At 64.7% G+C, this 16,369-nt stretch carries 14 protein-coding genes; 7 read left to right on the plus strand and 7 right to left on the minus strand.

Annotated features, from left to right (window positions below):
• Nucleotides 1–316: 316 nt before the first annotated feature.
• Genes ACWNZ3_RS14545 through ACWNZ3_RS14555 form a run of 3 tightly spaced genes read right to left on the minus strand, consistent with a single transcriptional unit; the run spans nt 317 to nt 3,173 of the window.
• On the minus strand, nt 317–1,318 hold the full coding sequence (locus ACWNZ3_RS14545) for a YcjF family protein (RefSeq protein ID WP_496900386.1): 1,002 nt from the start codon (nt 1,316–1,318) through the stop codon (nt 317–319).
• Nucleotides 1,318–1,761, minus strand: coding sequence for a GNAT family N-acetyltransferase (locus tag ACWNZ3_RS14550; RefSeq protein ID WP_496900387.1), 444 nt, complete (start codon nt 1,759–1,761; stop codon nt 1,318–1,320). The genes ACWNZ3_RS14545 and ACWNZ3_RS14550 overlap by 1 nt, the downstream gene beginning before the upstream one ends.
• A complete protein-coding gene (locus tag ACWNZ3_RS14555) occupies nt 1,758–3,173 on the minus strand; it encodes a YcjX family GTP-binding protein (RefSeq protein WP_496900388.1) in 1,416 nt (471 codons plus the stop codon). Before ACWNZ3_RS14555 ends, ACWNZ3_RS14550 begins: the two co-directional genes overlap by 4 nt.
• Before the next feature lie 88 nt (nt 3,174–3,261).
• On the opposite strand from ACWNZ3_RS14555, the gene truA reads away from it, so the two are divergent.
• A complete protein-coding gene (truA, locus tag ACWNZ3_RS14560) occupies nt 3,262–4,029 on the plus strand; it encodes a tRNA pseudouridine(38-40) synthase TruA (RefSeq protein ID WP_269361337.1) in 768 nt (255 codons plus the stop codon).
• 70 nt (nt 4,030–4,099) lie between these two features.
• Here truA and gnd read toward each other — a convergent pair whose 3' ends face one another.
• The gene (gene gnd / locus ACWNZ3_RS14565) at nt 4,100–5,512 is read right to left on the minus strand and encodes an NADP-dependent phosphogluconate dehydrogenase (RefSeq protein WP_496900389.1); all 1,413 of its coding nucleotides are present in this window, start codon (nt 5,510–5,512) and stop codon (nt 4,100–4,102) included.
• 149 nt (nt 5,513–5,661) lie between these two features.
• Here gnd and ACWNZ3_RS14570 point away from each other — a divergent pair, with 149 nt between their 5' ends.
• Together ACWNZ3_RS14570 and ACWNZ3_RS14575 are read left to right on the plus strand one after the other, a co-directional pair.
• Entirely contained in the window at nt 5,662–6,120 is a 459-nt protein-coding gene (locus ACWNZ3_RS14570; RefSeq protein WP_269361341.1) for an NUDIX hydrolase, read from the plus strand.
• Nucleotides 6,121–6,223: 103 nt separating this feature from the next.
• Nucleotides 6,224–7,705, plus strand: coding sequence for an inorganic phosphate transporter (locus ACWNZ3_RS14575; RefSeq protein WP_269361343.1), 1,482 nt, complete (start codon nt 6,224–6,226; stop codon nt 7,703–7,705).
• A 13-nt stretch (nt 7,706–7,718) separates the two neighbouring features.
• Here the strand turns inward: ACWNZ3_RS14575 and ACWNZ3_RS14580 are convergent, their stop codons facing one another.
• The 3 genes from ACWNZ3_RS14580 to ACWNZ3_RS14590 all read right to left on the minus strand — a co-directional run bounded on the left by ACWNZ3_RS14580 (nt 7,719) and on the right by ACWNZ3_RS14590 (nt 10,924).
• Complete coding sequence (locus tag ACWNZ3_RS14580) at nt 7,719–8,762, minus strand: 2-dehydropantoate 2-reductase (RefSeq protein WP_496900390.1); 1,044 nt, start codon at nt 8,760–8,762, stop codon at nt 7,719–7,721.
• A 7-nt stretch (nt 8,763–8,769) separates the two neighbouring features.
• A complete protein-coding gene (gene argF, locus ACWNZ3_RS14585) occupies nt 8,770–9,675 on the minus strand; it encodes an ornithine carbamoyltransferase (RefSeq protein WP_269361346.1) in 906 nt (301 codons plus the stop codon).
• 73 nt (nt 9,676–9,748) lie between these two features.
• Nucleotides 9,749–10,924, minus strand: a complete 1,176-nt coding sequence (locus ACWNZ3_RS14590; RefSeq protein ID WP_496900391.1) for an aspartate aminotransferase family protein — start codon at nt 10,922–10,924, stop codon at nt 9,749–9,751.
• A gap of 260 nt (nt 10,925–11,184) precedes the next feature.
• Between ACWNZ3_RS14590 and ACWNZ3_RS14595 the strand changes: the two genes are divergently transcribed.
• The 4 genes from ACWNZ3_RS14595 (at nt 11,185) to ACWNZ3_RS14610 (ending at nt 16,362) form a co-directional block, all read left to right on the plus strand.
• A complete protein-coding gene (locus ACWNZ3_RS14595) occupies nt 11,185–12,093 on the plus strand; it encodes a DMT family transporter (protein ID WP_269361349.1) in 909 nt (302 codons plus the stop codon).
• A 103-nt stretch (nt 12,094–12,196) separates the two neighbouring features.
• Nucleotides 12,197–12,757 carry a GcrA family cell cycle regulator gene (locus ACWNZ3_RS14600; protein WP_269361350.1) on the plus strand — a complete coding sequence of 187 codons (561 nt, stop codon included), beginning with the start codon at nt 12,197–12,199 and terminating at the stop codon, nt 12,755–12,757.
• Nucleotides 12,758–13,112: 355 nt separating this feature from the next.
• Complete coding sequence (locus ACWNZ3_RS14605; protein WP_496900392.1) at nt 13,113–14,729, plus strand: thiamine pyrophosphate-binding protein; 1,617 nt, start codon at nt 13,113–13,115, stop codon at nt 14,727–14,729.
• Between the two features lie 283 nt (nt 14,730–15,012).
• The gene (locus ACWNZ3_RS14610) at nt 15,013–16,362 is read left to right on the plus strand and encodes a tetratricopeptide repeat protein (protein ID WP_496900393.1); all 1,350 of its coding nucleotides are present in this window, start codon (nt 15,013–15,015) and stop codon (nt 16,360–16,362) included.
• Nucleotides 16,363–16,369: the final 7 nt, after the last annotated feature.

Here is a 16,369-nt window from a genome sequence, read left to right on the forward strand (position 1 = left end):
TAGTTCGCAGCCGAAAAATACAATTCACACCCCTGATACGCAGCAGCGAAACCTTTCCGTCGCCGCCACCAGTCTAGAATGTCGCGCAGCTTTGACCCGGTACATCCGATTTTCTGAATCGCATCAACGGGCCGCATCCTGCAATTCTGACCCAAACGTCAGGTATCTCTGGCCCGGCTTGCGCCTCACGTCATACTGGGCACCATACTGCCATTCACCGCAATCCGCGCGGAGGTCCGTTGTCCCGTTCCGGGTCCGCGATGAGGTAAAAGCAATCTTCGCGCGACCTCATACAACCACGAATAAACCGGGCAGATCAGCCTTGCTTGCCGAACAGCCCGCCAAGGGCACGTTTGATGATGCTCCGCACCCTGGGGCGTTTCGACGGGGTAAAGGGCAAGGGGCGGCACACCTCCATCGCTGCCACACCGACGCGCGCGGTCAGCGCCCCGTTCACCAGGCCTTCGCCAAAGCGCCGGCTGAGCTTGCCCAGCAGCGATCCGCCCAGGATCGGTTCCAGCATGTCGTCGCCCACGGCCACCGCACCCGTCGCCACAAGATGCGACAGCACCGCACGGGTCAGCCGCCATGAGCCGAAAAAACCCGAGCGGCCGCCGTAGATCTCCGCAATCCGGCGGATCATCCGCAGGTTCGATGTCAGCGCCGCGGCCACATCGGCCAGCGCCAGCGGCACCAGCGCCGTCACCGTCGCCACCTGCCGCGCCGCCGCCTCGACCTCGCGGCTGGCGGCAAGGTCGAGCGGGCCAAGCAGTTCGGCCTCGGTCAGTGCCAGCAGACCCTGAGCATCCAGCTGGTCCCTCCGCAGTTCCGCCAGCCTGTCCCGGCCCCAGCGGGTGTCCTCGCGGCCCTTGTAGAGCGCGACCATCCGGTCTGTGACGGCCCGCGCGGCCCCCAGATCAGCCTGCGCCAGCGCCTCTGCCGCATCATGGCGCAGCCCGTCGAGCCGGGCCAGACGGCCAAAGGCAGCCATCTCGCGCAGGCAAAGCAGCGACAGGACCAAAAGGAAGGCCGCGACCAGCACCGTCATCGCCCAGCCCAGCAGCGGATATTGCGCCATCAACCCGGTGATGAAACTCCACGCCGCGATCGAGACCGCAGCCCCCACAAGCGCCGTTGCAAGCCACCAGAACAGCCGCACCAACAACGAGGGGCGCCGCGCGGCAAGCTGGGCAGCGATCTGCATCGCCTGCCCCTTTGGCGCCGGGTCCGACAGATCCGGCACCGGCGGCGCTTCGGCCACCTGCGGGCGCAGCGCCGCGTCTTCGTCGAGTTCAAACAGAACCGGGCCCCTGGCCATCACCTTGCCTCCTGTTGCCATTCATAGCGAATATCGGGCAGGCCCTCGTCATTGGCCTCGCCCTGTGTCCGCAACGCTTCACGGAACCCATGCCGCAGGTAGAACCGCTGCGCGCCGGTATTGGCCTGAAAGGTCCAGAGCGTCAGCGCTGGTGCCGCGGCCTGTGCCTGCCGCAGCAGATCGCTGCCAATGCCCTGTCCCCGTGCCACCCGCGCGACATATAGCGCATGCAGTTGGGCAGCGTCGCGCGCGGCAAAGCCCAGAACCTCATCCACCCCTACGGCCAGGGTCACCCAGCCAAGGTCGATCATATCCGCCGCATGGGCCAGATCCTGCGCCCGGCTGTGGATGCGCGGCATCCAGGGGGTCGTGTCCACGAATTCGGACAGGATCATCCCCACCGCCCCCGCATCGACGGGCCGTGCCGCCCGCAGCCGGATCACAGCCGGTCCCCGAACAGGAATTCCGCCGCCCGGTCCAGCCGGATATGCGGCGGCCCGTCGCCGGGACGCAACGCCAGCGGGGCCGGTGCAAACCGCATGATCTGGTAGTCCTGATCCAGCCAGCTTTCTGCCCCGCTGCGCGCCGGCGTCAGCAGATGTGCGGGATCCGAAGGCAGGTCACCGGGATAGAATGCCGCCTCCTTGCCGGTCTCCAGCAGGGTGCCGCGCACCACGCCCAGATCTTCGCCCTGATGTTTCATCATGTCTTCGGTCGTGGCCCGCAGCGAGGCGATGGCCATGGCGGCGGTCCCCGCACCTGCATATTGCGCCCGGTCCCGCGCCTCGCGGGTCAGCGCCTCCATGATCGCGGTCAGTTTGGGATGCTGGCTGTGATGCAGATGATCGGCCTTGGTGGCGGCAAAGAGGATCTTCTCCACCCGCTTGCCACCCAGCAGGCTGCTCAGGAACCGGTTGCGGCCGGGCCTGAAGGCGCCCAGCGTCTCGCCCATGGCGCCGCGCAGGTCCTCCACCGCCTGTGGCCCCTGATGGATCGCACCCAGCGCATCCACCAGCACGATCTGCCGGTCGATGCGCGCAAAATGATCCCGGAAAAACGGCCGCACCACGCGGGATTTGTAAGCCTCGAACCGGCGCGCCATCTCGCGGTGAAGCGAACCGCGCGAAGACGACCCCTCAACCGGAATCGGGGCAAAGGTAAGCACGGGGCTGCCCGCAAGATCGCCAGGCAGCAGAAACCGCCCCGGCGTGCAGTCAGAAAACCCCGCCGCGCGGGCCTGAACCAGATATTCGCCAAAAAGCCGGGCAAGCTCCTGCGCCAGCGGCTCGTCATGTTTGCCCTCGGGGTCGACGTTGCGCGCGCGCGCCATGAATTCGGCAGCCGAGGGCCGCGCCGCGATCCGTTCCAGGGTCTCGCGCGACCAATCTTCGAAACTGCGCTCCATCAGCCCCAGATCCAGCAGCCATTCGCCGGGGTAATCGACAATATCCAGATGGATGGTGCGCGGCCCCTGCAAACCCGCCAGCAAACCGGTGGGCCGCACCTTGAGCGACAGGCGCAATTCGGAAATCGCGCGGGTGCTGTCGGGCCAATGGGGCGCAGGGCCGGTCAGCGTGGCCAGATGGGATTCATATTCGAAACGCGGCACGGTGTCGTCGGGCTGGGGCTGCAGGAACGCCGCCTGAATCCGCCCCTCCCGCGCGGCAACCAGACCGGGCATGCGGCCACGGTCCAGCAGGTTCGCCACCAGCGAGGTGATAAAGACCGTCTTGCCGGACCGCGCCAGCCCGGTCACGCCCAGCCGGATCACGGGTTCCATGAACGTCTCCGACACCGCGTCCTGCACATTTTCGACCTGACGCCAGATGCCGTCCGCGATCCGCCCGATGACCAATGCCTTGCCCGTCCCTTCGTTGCTGGGTGTAACATAGGGTCGCGACGCAGGGATTGCCAGATGGCCACCGCCCCGCTAAAGCGCGGCCATGCCCCGATATGCCCTGAAAATCGAATACCACGGCGCGCCCTTCGTTGGCTGGCAAAGGCAGACGAACCTGTCCTCGGTTCAGGGTGCGATCGAAGCTGCCCTGGCCCGGCTGGAACCGCGCACCCACAACATTGTCGCCGCCGGACGCACCGATGCGGGCGTGCATGCGCTGGCGCAGGTGGCCCATTGCGACATGGCGGATGACTGGGACCCGTTTCGCCTGTCGGAAGCGCTGAACTATCACCTCAAGCCGCAGCCCGTCGCGATCCTTGATTGCAAGGCCGTGCCGGATGATTTTCACGCGCGCTTTTCAGCGCTGGAACGGCGGTATCTTTTCCGCATCCTGTCGCGCCGCGCACCTGCCGTGCACAGCGCCGGTCTGGTCTGGCAGATCAAACACCGGCTGGACCTTGAGGCCATGCGGGAGGCGGCGGGGATTCTGCTTGGAAAGCACGACTTTACCACCTTTCGTTCAACCGTCTGTCAGGCGGACAGCCCGGTCAAGACGTTGGATCACCTGACCATAGCACAGGTTGAGGCACCCGGCGGCGTGGAATACCATTTCGATGTGCGCGCACGGTCGTTCCTGCACAATCAGGTCCGCAGCTTTGTCGGCTCGCTGGAGCGGGTCGGCACCGGATCATGGCAGCCGCAGGACATGCAAAAGGCGCTTGATGCCCGCGACCGGGCGGCCTGCGGTCCGGTCTGCCCACCTCAGGGGCTCTACCTCGCGCATGTCGGCTATCCGGACGATCCCTTCGCCTGAGGCGGTGCCAGACTTTTCAAAAAGTCTGGGCCGATTTTTTCAAAAAAATCGTCATCTTGCGCGGGGTTGTTCAGCTCGGCTCATCCCATGTACCATGGTGGTTTCCGGCCATGTCCAGCCGCCCGAACCCGTGATGTCCAAAGAAATCCCGCTGCGCCTGTATCAGGTTTGCGGTCCCCCGCGCCCGGCGCATGGTGTCATACCACGCCAGCCCCGCAGAGAGCGCAGGCAGCGCCACGCCCATGGAGACCGCCGCCACCAGCACCCGCCGCAGTGCCGGGATTGCCTCCTGCAACTGGGTGCGGATCGCGGGGGCCAGGATCAGATGGCCATGGGGCAGCTCCCCGCGGAAGGCTGACGCAAGGTCATCCAGCAAGGCGGAGCGGATGATGCAGCCGGCCCGCCAGATCTCTGAAATCCGGGCCAGATCCAGCTGCCAGCCGAATTCCCCGGAAGCCGCCGACAGGATGCGGAACCCCTGCGCATGCGACAGGATGCGCCCCGCCAGCAGCGCCAGCTCCAGGTCCCTCTCAGGGGGCATCTGCGCGTCCAGCGCGCCCGCTGCCAGCATCGGCTCCGCCGCCGCGCGCATGTCCTTTTCCGAGGACCAGCCGCGCGCGCCCACCGCCGCCTCGATGGTGCTGGCCGATTGCCCCATCCTCAGGGCCTCGATCAGGGTCCAGCGGCCGGTGCCCTTTTGCCCCGCCTGATCGCGGATCACATCGACCATCGGCTGCCCCGTCTCCCTGTCGGTAGAGGACAGCACGGTCGCGGATACATCCATCAGGTAGGATTTCAGCGGCCCCTCGCGCCAGCCCTCAAAGAGCCTGCCGATGCTCTGCGCCGTTTGTCCGGCACCGTCGCGCAACAACCCGTAAACCTCTGCAATCATTTGCATATCGGCATATTCGATGCCGTTGTGAACGGTCTTGACGAAATGGCCCGCCCCGTCGGGACCCAGATGCGCAACGCAGGGCTCGCCCTCGAATCTCGCGGCAATTGCCTCCAGCATCGGTTGCAACTGGGTCCAGGAATGACCGGTGCCGCCCACCATCATCGAAGGGCCGTGGCGCGCGCCCTCCTCGCCGCCCGACACGCCCATGCCGACGAAATGCAGCCCCTTGTCCGTCAGCTCTGCCGCGCGTCTGCGGGTGTCGTTGAAATCGGCATTTCCGCCGTCGATAATGGTATCGCCCGGGTCCAGCAGGGGTGCGATCTCGGCAATCATCGCATCCATCGGCGCGCCCGACGGGATCATGAACAGGATCGACCGGGGGGTGGCGAGCGCCGCGACGAAACCGGCCAGTGCCGGGGTGCCGACCAGGCGGTCGGCCAGCGGCCCCGCTTCCACCAGGAACGGGTCGATCCATTCCGCCTCCCGGTTGGACACCGCAACGGTGAATCCGCTCTCTGCCAAATTCAATGCCAGAGCGGAACCCATTGTCCCCAAACCGAAAACACCTATATCTGCAGTGGCGGTCATGATTGCTCCCTCAATTGCTTGTCCGCAGAGTGGTCGCTGGACCCGCAAGGTGCAAGCCAACAGATTGGATTTGCCTTTCGGCGGGGAATAAGTTATCCACAGGCAGATACAAGACGATGATATTAATAAGAAATTAACAGGCAAACCAGATGATACACGCCTTTCGCCTCGCCTGGACCGAGATGGTCCTTCCTATTCTGAAACGCCCCAAGCGTTTGCAGGTCGCGGCCCTGTGCTATCGCGACACAGCGGAGGGCAAGCGCGTGCTGCTGATCACCAGCCGCGACACGGGCCGCTGGATCGTGCCCAAGGGCTGGCCGATCGACGGGCTGGACGGCCCCGGTGCCGCCCTGCAGGAAGCCTGGGAAGAGGCCGGCGTGCGCAAGGCCGAGATCGAAAGCGATCCGGTGGGATTTTACTATTATGCCAAGGGCATGACCGAAGGTCTGACCATCCCGGTCGAGGCGCAGGTCTATCTGACGCGGGTCAAGGAGCTGGGCGAGGATTATCCGGAGGCGGATGTGCGCAAGCGTGCCTGGTTCACCCCCGAACGGGCCGCCGAGCTGGTCGAGGAACCTGACCTGCAGGACATGCTGCGCGCCCTCTGAAGCGCCTGACGACCCCCCGTGATCCCACAGCACACTTGCGCGCGAAGGCCCGCTGTGCCAACCGGTGGAACCCATAGACATGTCACCGGGGGAGACAACAGGTATGAGCAGCCGACCGAAGGGCAGCCAATGGAAGACGCTGGATACCGACCTTAATCGGATTTCGCAGGTCGAACAGGCCACGGCCTATGTGTCGCGGCCCCTGGTCGCCACCGGGATCGCGCTGGCCTTCATGGTGCTGGCCGGCGTGATGGCCTCCATATTCTTCGGTCAGACCCCACAAAACTTCGTGGTGATCGCCGCCGCCGTCTTTGGCGCCTACATGGCGGTCAACATCGGGGCAAATGACGTTGCCAACAACATGGGTCCGGCGGTCGGGGCGAATGCCCTGACCATGGGCGGGGCCATCCTGATCGCGGCCCTGTGCGAAAGCGCGGGTGCCCTGCTGGCGGGGGGCGACGTGGTCTCCACCATTTCCAAAGGCATCATCGACCCTGCTTCCATCGCGGACACGCGGATTTTCATCTGGGCGATGATGGCGGCGCTTATTTCCTCTGCCCTCTGGGTCAATCTGGCCACCTGGGTCGGGGCGCCCGTCTCGACCACCCATTCGGTTGTGGGCGGGGTCATGGGGGCCGGTATCGCGGCGGCAGGGATGTCTGTGGTGAACTGGCCCTCCATGGGCATGATCGCGGCAAGCTGGGTCATCTCGCCGGTGCTGGGGGGCGTCGTGGCGGCAGGCTTCCTGGCCTTCATCAAGGCGCGCATCCTCTACCAGGAGGACAAGATCGCCGCCTCGCGGACCTGGGTGCCGGTGCTGGTCGGGCTCATGGCCGGCGTCTTTGCCACCTATCTCGCGCTCAAAGGCTTGAACAAGGTCGTCACCATCGGCATGTCCACTGCGCTGATCATAGGCGTGCTGGTGGGTCTGGCCACCTATGCCATTTCCGCGCCGCGGATCCGGCGCAAGTCGGAAGGGATGGAGAACCGCAACAAATCCGTCAAACTGCTCTTTGGCCTGCCGCTGGTCTTTTCGGCGGCGCTGCTCAGCTTTGCCCATGGGGCCAATGACGTGGCCAATGCGGTCGGGCCTTTGGCGGCCATCGTGCATGCCAGTGAATTCGGCGGTTTCGAAGCCAAGGTCAGCATCCCGCATTGGGTCATGGTGATCGGCGCTTTCGGCATCTCTTTCGGGTTGTTCCTGTTCGGGCCCAAACTGATCCGCATGGTCGGCAGCCAGATCACCAAACTGAACCCGATGCGCGCCTATTGCGTGGCGCTCTCTGCCGCCATCACGGTGATCATCGCCTCCTGGCTGGGTCTGCCGGTCAGTTCGACACATATCGCTGTCGGCGGGGTCTTCGGTGTCGGGTTCTACCGCGAATGGCATATGGAGCGGCGGTTGCGCAGACCGGATGTCACCGTCGGCACTGTCAAAAGGATCGCGCCAGAGGAACGCCGCCGCCGCAAGCTGGTGCGCCGGTCGCATTTCATGACCATCGTCGCGGCCTGGGTGATCACCGTACCGGCGGCGGCAACGATCTCGGCGCTGATTTTCCTGGTTTTGAACGTCGTGACGAACTGACTGCCGCCCGGGATCAGGCCTGCTGATCCAGGGGCCGCGCAGCGGTGCGTTTCAACTCGGCCCGCAATGCGGCGGCGGGCAGGTTGGGCAGGCCCTGACCTGCGATTTCAGCCGTCTCGATCAGTTCGGCCACCAATCGTGCAACCGGTGTCCTGCGCCCCAGTTCCGCGCCCATGCGGATAAGCTCGCCCTGCAGCGCGTCGATCTCTGTCGGGCGATGTGCCATCAGGTCATAGGACATGGAGGCGCGGGCCTGATCGTCAATCGTCAGCATCTGTGCGGCCACCCGCGTAAAAAGCGGCGTGGGCAACCGAAAGATCCAGGGGACGGCACCGACGGAAACCGGCGTTGTCGAGGCAGGCGAAATCCCCTTGCCGCGCAGCACCGCCAGCGCCTCGGCCCATTGGTCGGCCATCAGCCGCCGCCAGCCCCTGTCGTGCAATTGTGCCTTCAGCGGCAGGCCACTGAGCGCATTCAGCGCATTGTTGAGGTTGATCAGGAACTTGCCCCATTGCACCGCGTCGATATCGCGGCTTTCCCTGACCCGCAGGTAAGGCACGCTGAGCAAGGCCCCCAGATCGTCCGGCCCGGCCCCGATGACGATATCGCCGCTGGTCGCACGGTGATAGCCGCCCTGCCCCATCGGCACCACGTTGAAGGGCACCATCCCGCCGCGCAGGTCGCGGCCTGGCAGGAGGCGCTGCAGCGTCAGGACATTGGTCACCCCGTTCTGAAGGCTCACCACCGGGCATTTCGCGGGCGCATGCCGGTCGATCAGCCGCGCGATCTGCGCGGTGCTGCCCGATTTGACCGTCACAAGGATCAGATCGGCATCGGCGAGGCAGGCAGGATCTTCCGACAGGGTCATCCTGTCGCCGCTGACCTTTTGCGCCATGCCGTCGAAATCCGTCAGGGTCAGCCCGTGGGTATGTATCTCCGCCGCGACCCTTGGCCGGAGCAGCAAGGTCACCTGTGCCCCCGCCGCCGCCAGCACCCCACCTACGAAACAGCCGATGGCACCCGCGCCGGCTATGACGATATTGGGGTCTGCGCGCATTGCGGTCCTATCGGCCCAGACAGTGGCGCATGATGGCCTTTTGCGCGTGCAGGCGGTTCTCGGCCTCGTCGAAGATCACCGAATGCGGCCCGTCCATGACGGCGCTGGTCGCTTCATCCTCGCGGTGGGCGGGCAGGCAATGCATGAACAGGGCATCCTCCTTGGCCCGCGCCATCAGCGCCTCGTTCACCTGATAGCCGCGCAACTGGTTGTGGCGGCGCTCGCGGGCCGACTGGGGGTCATGCATGCTGACCCAGGTGTCCGTCACCACAAGGTCCGCGCCCTCGACCGCCTTGTTGGGATCGCGCTCCACCGTGTAGAGCCCGGCAAGCGCCGGTTCCGGGTCAAGCGGTGGCGGGCCGGTAAAGACCAGATCAAAGTCGAACTGCTTGGCCGCATGGGCGAAGCTGGCAAAGACATTGTTGCCATCGCCCGACCAGACAACGCGCTTGCCCTTGATCGGGCCGTTGTGTTCCTCGAAGGTCATGATATCGGCCATGATCTGACAGGGATGGCTGCGGTTGGTCAGCCCGTTGATCACCGGCACGCTGGCGTATTCGGCCATGTCCAGCAGGGTCTGTTCCTCGAAGGTACGGATCATGATCAGATCCACATAGCGCGACAGCACGCGGGCGGTGTCCGCGATGGTTTCGCCATGGCCCAGCTGCATGTCGGCCCCCGAGAGCACCATGGTCTGTCCGCCCATCTGGCGGACCCCAACGTCAAAGGACACGCGGGTCCGGGTGGAGGGTTTTTCAAAGATCAGGGCGACCATGTGGTCCTTGAGCGGCAATGTGTCGTCCGGCGCGCCCTTGGGCCGCCCGTTGCGCGATTGTTTCATCGCGGCGGCATTGTCGATGATCTGCCGCAAATCGGCGGAATCGGTTGTGTTGATGTCGAGAAAGTGTGTCATGTCAGTCTCTTACTTGGCGACCGCACGCCCGTGGCGGGCGGAGTCGCAGGGATATTTATGGGCCAAAAAGAAATCAGGACCCGGCAAGCGCGCCAGCGGCCCGATCAAGGCGGCTGACCGCTTCGGCGATCTCCTCGTCGGTGATGTTCAGCGGCGGCAGCAGGCGTACCACGTTATCGGCAGCGGGCACGGTTATCACCTCGACACCGTAACCGGCGGTCACCAGATCGGCGGGGGCGATCTTGCATTTCAGACCCAGCATCAGGCCCGATCCGCGGACCTCTTCCAGCACATCCGGGTGGCTGGCCACCAGCCCCTCCAGCTTTTGCCGCAGCAGCCCCGCCTTGCGGTTCACCTCTGCCAGAAAATCCGGGTCGGCAACGATGTCCATCACCGCGCAGCCCACGGCACAGCCCAGCGGGTTGCCGCCATAGGTGGAGCCATGGGTCCCTGCCGTCATGCCGCTGGCCGCCTCCTCGGTCGCCAGCACGGCGCCCAGGGGGAAGCCGCCACCGATGCCCTTGGCCACCATCATGATGTCGGGGGTCACGCCCGCCCATTCATGGGCAAAAAGCTTGCCGGTGCGCCCCACGCCGCATTGCACCTCGTCCAGGATCATCAGGATGCCCTTTTCGTCGCAGAGGTCACGCAGCCCCTTGAGACAGGCATCGGGTAGCGGGCGAATGCCGCCTTCGCCCTGCACCGGCTCGACCAGCACGGCGCAGGTCGTGTCGGTGATCGCGGCGTTCAACGCCTCGTGGTCGCCAAAGGCAAGATGGACAAAACCGGGCAGCAGGGGGCCGAACCCCTTGGTCATCTTCTCTGACCCGGCGGCGGCAATCCCGGCAGAGGACCGGCCATGGAACGCGCCGTCGAAGGTGATGATCTCGACCCGCTCGGGCTGACCCTTGTCGTAGAAATACTTGCGCGCCATCTTCACCGCCAGTTCGCAGGCCTCTGTGCCCGAGTTGGTGAAAAAGACGGTATCGGCAAAGCTATGTTCGACCAGCTTGTCCGCCAGCGCCTGCTGTTGCGGAATCTGGTAGAGGTTCGAGGTGTGCCAGAGGGCGCCGGCCTGATCCGTCAGCGCCTTGGTCAGCGCCGGGTGTGCGTGGCCCAGCGCGTTCACGGCGATGCCTGCGCCAAGGTCCAGAAAACGTCGTCCGTCCGCCTCGATCAGCCAGGTGCCTTCGCCCTTCACAAAGCTGAGGGGCGCACGGTTATAGGTCGGCAGGACAGAAGAGATCATCTGAAGTTTCCTTGGATAGGGCCGCGAAAAGCCCAAATGGGCATGGGCGGCGTGCTGGGTCAAGAGATTTGGGGAGGTGCAATGCACCATGGATCAGACCTGCGGTCGGCAGGTCACGCTGGGCTGTTTCAGCCGCGGCGTCGTCGGGACGGGATATGTCGCATCGTGATCATGGCGCATTCATTACGCCGCATTTCGCCTTTTGCCTAGCCCGAAAATGACGCCTTGTCTCTGCACATTGTTGCGGCCATACCGGCCGCATGTATCAGGCCAGGGTCCAGAACAACGCACTTGCCGCCGGCTTGATCGGGGTGGCAACGGCCTTCATTGCGGCGACGACCCTGATGGCCAAGGCCCTGGGCGGTGACACCTTCGGCGCCCCCCTCCCCGCGCTGCAGATCAGCCATGGCCGTTTCCTCTTTGCCTTTGTGGTGATCGGCAGTGCCACGCTGATCCTGCGCCCCGCCCTGGAGCGGCCCCACTGGGGCCTGCACATCGCCCGGACCGCCTGTGGCTGGGGCGGGATCACGCTGATGTTTGCCTCTGTCGCCTTCATCCCGCTGGCGGATGCCACGGCGATCTCCTTTCTCAACCCGGTATTCGCGATGATGCTGGCGATCCCGCTGCTGGGCGAGAAGGTCGGGCGCATCCGCTGGTCCGCTGCGGCAATGGCCATGGCCGGTGCGGCCGTGCTGCTGCGGCCCACGCCTGACAGTTTTCAGCCCGCCGCGCTGCTGGCATTGGGGGCGGCCATGGTCATGGGGATGGAGCTGATCTTTATCAAGAAACTGGCCCGGCGCGAAAACCCGTTCCAGATCCTGCTGGTCAACAACTTCATCGGCCTGGGCATCGCGACGCTGGCGGTTCTGCCGGTGTGGCAGCCACCGACCACGGCGCAATGGGCCGTGCTGGCGGGCATCGGCGGTTGCATGGCGCTGGCGCAGACCTGTTTCGTCAATGCCATGGCGCGCGCCGACGCCAGCTTTGTCGCGCCCTTCAGCTATGCCACGCTGATCTTTGCCACCCTCTATGACATCGCGTTTTTCGGGGTCATCCCGGATGCGGTTTCGCTTCTGGGCGCTGCCATCATCATCGCCGGTGCCGTCCTTCTGGCCCTGCGCGAGGCGCGGCTGAAACCGGAGCCGCCGCGGCCCACAACCGCGGTGTGACGCATCGTCCCTTGCACCCGGCAGTGGAGTGATTAGAATAGGGGCCTGACTTTGACAAAGCGGCCACTCAAAAAGGGCCGCTTTTTAACTGGGGAAACCTGCGATGTCCTGGACCGATGAGCGTGTTGAGACGCTGAAAAAGATGTGGGGCGAAGGCCAGTCCGCGAGCCAGATCGCCAAGGAACTTGGCGGCGTGACGCGCAATGCCGTGATCGGCAAGGTGCATCGTCTGGGCCTGTCGAACCGCGCCACATCCGGGGCCGCAGCGGCCAAACCGGAAACCAAGCCGAAGCCGGAAGCCAAACCCAAGGCGCCGCCGAAGCCCGAAAAGCCCGAGATGAAGACCGAAGCGGCAGCACCGCCCCGGTCGAACCTGCCCGCCCGCAAGCAGATCATTCCCGCAGGCCAGCCGCTGCCCCCACAGCCCTCGGCCAACGAGATCAGCCCGGAAGCGCTGGCAAAGGTCAACGAGGTCGAGAAGAAGGCCAAGAAGATCGGCCTGATGGACCTGACTGAGCGGACCTGCAAATGGCCCGTCGGCGACCCGGCGACCGAAGATTTCTGGTTCTGCGGGCTGCCCGTCAAACAGGGCAAGCCCTATTGCGAAGCCCATGTCGGGGTGGCCTTTCAGCCGATGTCGGCACGGCGCGACCGCCGCCGCTGAGCCGGATTTCCTGCAAAAACTTCGCCAGGTGCCGTCAGGCATTCAGACATCAGCAATGAGAAGCTGATGGGTTCCCCGCGGGGAACCCAATACATTGTTAATAAATGTTTTTATTTGATTAACCCGGCACGCGGGGCGAGAGAGCCCCTTGCCGAAGCGTTTCTGGACATACCTGGTCCAGTTGTTTGCAGCCGCTCCCCTCGTTCGAACGCGCAAAGTGATCTGCGATGTTTCAGGTTTGTCCCGAAACGCGGTCGCCCTGGTCTGCCCTGCAACAAAGCCAACGCGCACGTGAGTTGCGCCCTGCCGCGCCGCGTGGTTGATAATCCTGTCACCCTGCTGGAAAGGCGCCGCCATGCCCGATACGATCCGCGCCGCCGATGCGCTTGCCCGCCGCCTTTATGCCGCAGGGTGCCGTACCGCCTTTGGCATGCCGGGGGGCGAGGTGCTGACCCTTATTGATGCGCTGGAAAAGGCCGGGATCCGGTTCATTCTGGCCAAGCACGAGAACGCCGCCGGTTTCATGGCCGAGGGGGTCCACCACCGCGACCTTGCCCCGGCGATCCTGGTCGGCACCATCGGGCCCGGCACGCTGAACGGCGTCAACACGGTGGCCAATGCCCTGCAGGATCAGGTGCCGCTGATCGTGCTCTCGGGCTGCATGGATGCGGATGAGGCACAAAGCTATACCCACCAGGTGCTGGATCAGGCTGCGGTTTTCAAACCGCTGACCAAGGCCCAGTTCACCCTGAACGCCGGGGCCGCGCATCTGATCGCGGACAAGGCTGTCGCCATCGCCACCGAAGGGCGTCATGGCCCCGTTCATATCGACGTCCCGATTTCCGTGGCAGAGGCCCAGGTGCCGGCCGAGCCCCCTGCCCCGCGCGCGCCTGCCACTGCCCGCGCGCCCCATGGGGCTGACCTGGCCACCGCAAGGGACTGGCTGGCGCAGGCGCGCCGCCCGGTGATGATCGTCGGTGTCGATGCCTTGAACGAAGGGGCGCAGAGCGCCGTTCAGCAATTCGCCGAAGACCACCATGTGCCGGTCATCACCACCTACAAGGCCAAGGGGATCCTGCCCGAGGATCATGCGCTGTCGCTGGGCGGCGCGGGCCTGTCCCCCCTTGCGGATCAGCATATTCTGCCCTTTGTGCAGGCCGCCGACCTGGTGCTTTGCGTCGGCTATGACCCGATCGAGATGCGCCCCGGCTGGCGCAATGTCTGGGACCCCCGGCAAAAGCACGTCATCGACATCAGCGCCATGCCAAACCACCATTACATGCATCAGGGGACGCTGAATTTCGTCACCGATTGCGCGCCGACACTTGCCGCCCTCTCCGAGGGGCTGGACACGGATGAAACCTGGCCGGAGGGAGAGATCTACCAGCTCAGGACCGCACTGGCATCGGCCTTTCGCCGGGACGAGGACTGGGGCCCTGCCGCGATCATCGACAGCTGCCGGAAAATCCTGCCGCGCAACACGATTGCCAGCGCAGACAGCGGCGCACACCGCATCCTGCTGAGCCAGATGTGGGAATGTTATGCACCCCGCGACCTGATGCAATCTTCCGCGCTTTGCACCATGGGCTGTGCCCTGCCGCTGGCCATCGGGGCAAAGCTGGCCGCGCCCGACCGGCCTGTTGTCTCCTTCTCAGGGGATGCCGGCTTCCTGATGGCGGTTGGCGAGCTGGCCACCGCCGCAGAGCTCGATATTGCGCCGATCTTCGTGGTCTTTGTCGATGCCTCGCTGGCGCTGATCGAAAAGAAGCAGCGTGAGCGGCAACTGGCGAACTTTGGCGTCGATTTTGCGCAGCACAACTTTGCCGCGATGGGCGTTGCCTTTGGCGGCGTCGGGGTCACGGTGCGTGACCGCGCAGGATTGGAAGCGGCGCTGACAGAGGCTTTGCGCGCGGATAAATTCACCGTCATCGCTGCGCTGATCGACAGGGGAGCCTATGATGGCCGTATCTAGTATGGCGGAAACGAAATGCGCACCATTTCGTTTCCGCCATGCCACGGGCGATTGCTGAACTGGGCATCGATTCGTTGCAAAAATAGGCACATCGCCTTGCAACCTACCGATTTTGCGCAGGAAACCGCTCAGCCCGGAGCAGGTTTCGGCGGGTTTTGTCACAATCGCTCACGAAACCGGATAGGCCCTTCACGTTGGCGTGTGACACAGCCATGTGCGGTCCCGGGCTGCCTCTTTGACAGTATGGTACCGGCACCCGAAAGCTGCCCGGAAGGCCATCTTGATGACGAACGATATCTGCAATGCGCCCGTCGCACTGACACGCCCGGCTGCGCTGCGAAGCTGGAATGCGATGATCCGCGCGTTTCTGGCGCACAAGCCCGAGACGCCGCAACACCTTGGCGACACCCTCGCCGCCGCACCCGATTTTGCCATGGGACATGCTGCCCGTGGCCTGTTCTCGTTGATGATGGGCCGGGCCGAACTGTGGCAAGTGGCCGAGGATGCCCGCACGGCTGCCCATGAGGCTGCCCGGAACACGCAGATCAGCCCCCGCGAAAAGGGCTGGCTCGACGCGCTGGATCACTGGCTGGCCGACAGCCCCACGGGCGCCATCGCGGCCCTTGAAGGTATCCTTGATCACTGGCCACAGGACACGCTGAGCGCCAAGGCAAGCCATGGCATCCGCTTTATCCTTGGGGATGCGTCAGGCATGCGCAGATCGGTGGAACGGGTGCTGCCCGCCCATGCCGCCGACCACCCGCTGCGCGGCTACCTGCTGGGCTGTCATGCCTTCACGCTTGAGGAAACAGGCGAATACGCGGCGGCGGAACGGGCGGGCCGCGAAGGGTTGGTCCTGGCCCCCGACGATGCCTGGGGTCTGCACGCCATCGCCCATGTCCACGACATGCGCAACGAGGCGGATGCCGGGATCGCCCTGATCGAGGATTTCCGCAGCGCCTGGGAAGGCAGCAACAACTTTCGCTATCACGTCTGGTGGCACAAGGCGCTGCTGCATCTGCACCGGGGAGAGCTGGATGTGGCGCTGGCGCTTTATGATAGCCAGATTCGTGCCGACAAGACGGACGACTACCGCGACATCGCCAATGCCACCTCGCTGCTGATGCGGCTTGAGCTGGACGGGGTCGATGTCGGACACCGCTGGGACGAGCTGGGCGCCCTGGCCCAGAATCGCATCGACGACGGCTGCATCGTCTTTGCCGACCTGCATTATCAGCTTGCGCTGGCCGGTGCCGGCAAGGGCCGCGCGGCGCAGGAGATGGCCGACCGCTTTGCCCGCGATGCCCGCCAGAGCGGTGATATGGCCGCGCGGGTCGCCGATCCTGGCCTCTGCGCGCTGGCCGGTCTCACCGCCTTTGCCGAAGGCCGTTATGGCCATGCGTTTGAAAACCTGAGCGCCGCCCGGCCGAAAATGCAGAGCATCGGCGGAAGTCACGCGCAACGTGATGTTTTTGAACGAATGACCATTGACGCAGGCCTGCGCGCGGGCCATTTCCACGCGACAGAACAGATCCTTCTGGACCGGCTGGCATTGCGTGACGGTCATGCGGACCGCTTTGCCGAAAGCCGGTTTGACCAACTGTCACGCATGCGACGAATTCCCGCTCAATAGCTTCGAG

It is taken from the genome of Sulfitobacter sp. IGS-18 (assembly GCF_059628195.1).

What these genes read in the sequence shown, in the direction of transcription:
- ACWNZ3_RS14600 (WP_269361350.1), top strand. Translation starts at nt 12,197, where the DNA reads ATGTCCTGGACCGATGAGCGTGTTGAGACGCTGAAAAAGATGTGGGGC.
- ACWNZ3_RS14590 (WP_496900391.1), bottom strand. Translation starts at nt 10,924, where the DNA reads ATGATCTCTTCTGTCCTGCCGACCTATAACCGTGCGCCCCTCAGCTTT.
- argF (WP_269361346.1), bottom strand. Translation starts at nt 9,675, where the DNA reads ATGACACACTTTCTCGACATCAACACAACCGATTCCGCCGATTTGCGG.
- ACWNZ3_RS14595 (WP_269361349.1), top strand. Translation starts at nt 11,185, where the DNA reads ATGTATCAGGCCAGGGTCCAGAACAACGCACTTGCCGCCGGCTTGATC.
- ACWNZ3_RS14545 (WP_496900386.1), bottom strand. Translation starts at nt 1,318, where the DNA reads ATGGCCAGGGGCCCGGTTCTGTTTGAACTCGACGAAGACGCGGCGCTG.
- ACWNZ3_RS14580 (WP_496900390.1), bottom strand. Translation starts at nt 8,762, where the DNA reads ATGCGCGCAGACCCCAATATCGTCATAGCCGGCGCGGGTGCCATCGGC.
- gnd (WP_496900389.1), bottom strand. Translation starts at nt 5,512, where the DNA reads ATGACCGCCACTGCAGATATAGGTGTTTTCGGTTTGGGGACAATGGGT.
- truA (WP_269361337.1), top strand. Translation starts at nt 3,262, where the DNA reads ATGCCCCGATATGCCCTGAAAATCGAATACCACGGCGCGCCCTTCGTT.
- ACWNZ3_RS14575 (WP_269361343.1), top strand. Translation starts at nt 6,224, where the DNA reads ATGAGCAGCCGACCGAAGGGCAGCCAATGGAAGACGCTGGATACCGAC.
- ACWNZ3_RS14570 (WP_269361341.1), top strand. Translation starts at nt 5,662, where the DNA reads ATGATACACGCCTTTCGCCTCGCCTGGACCGAGATGGTCCTTCCTATT.
- ACWNZ3_RS14605 (WP_496900392.1), top strand. Translation starts at nt 13,113, where the DNA reads ATGCCCGATACGATCCGCGCCGCCGATGCGCTTGCCCGCCGCCTTTAT.
- ACWNZ3_RS14610 (WP_496900393.1), top strand. Translation starts at nt 15,013, where the DNA reads ATGACGAACGATATCTGCAATGCGCCCGTCGCACTGACACGCCCGGCT.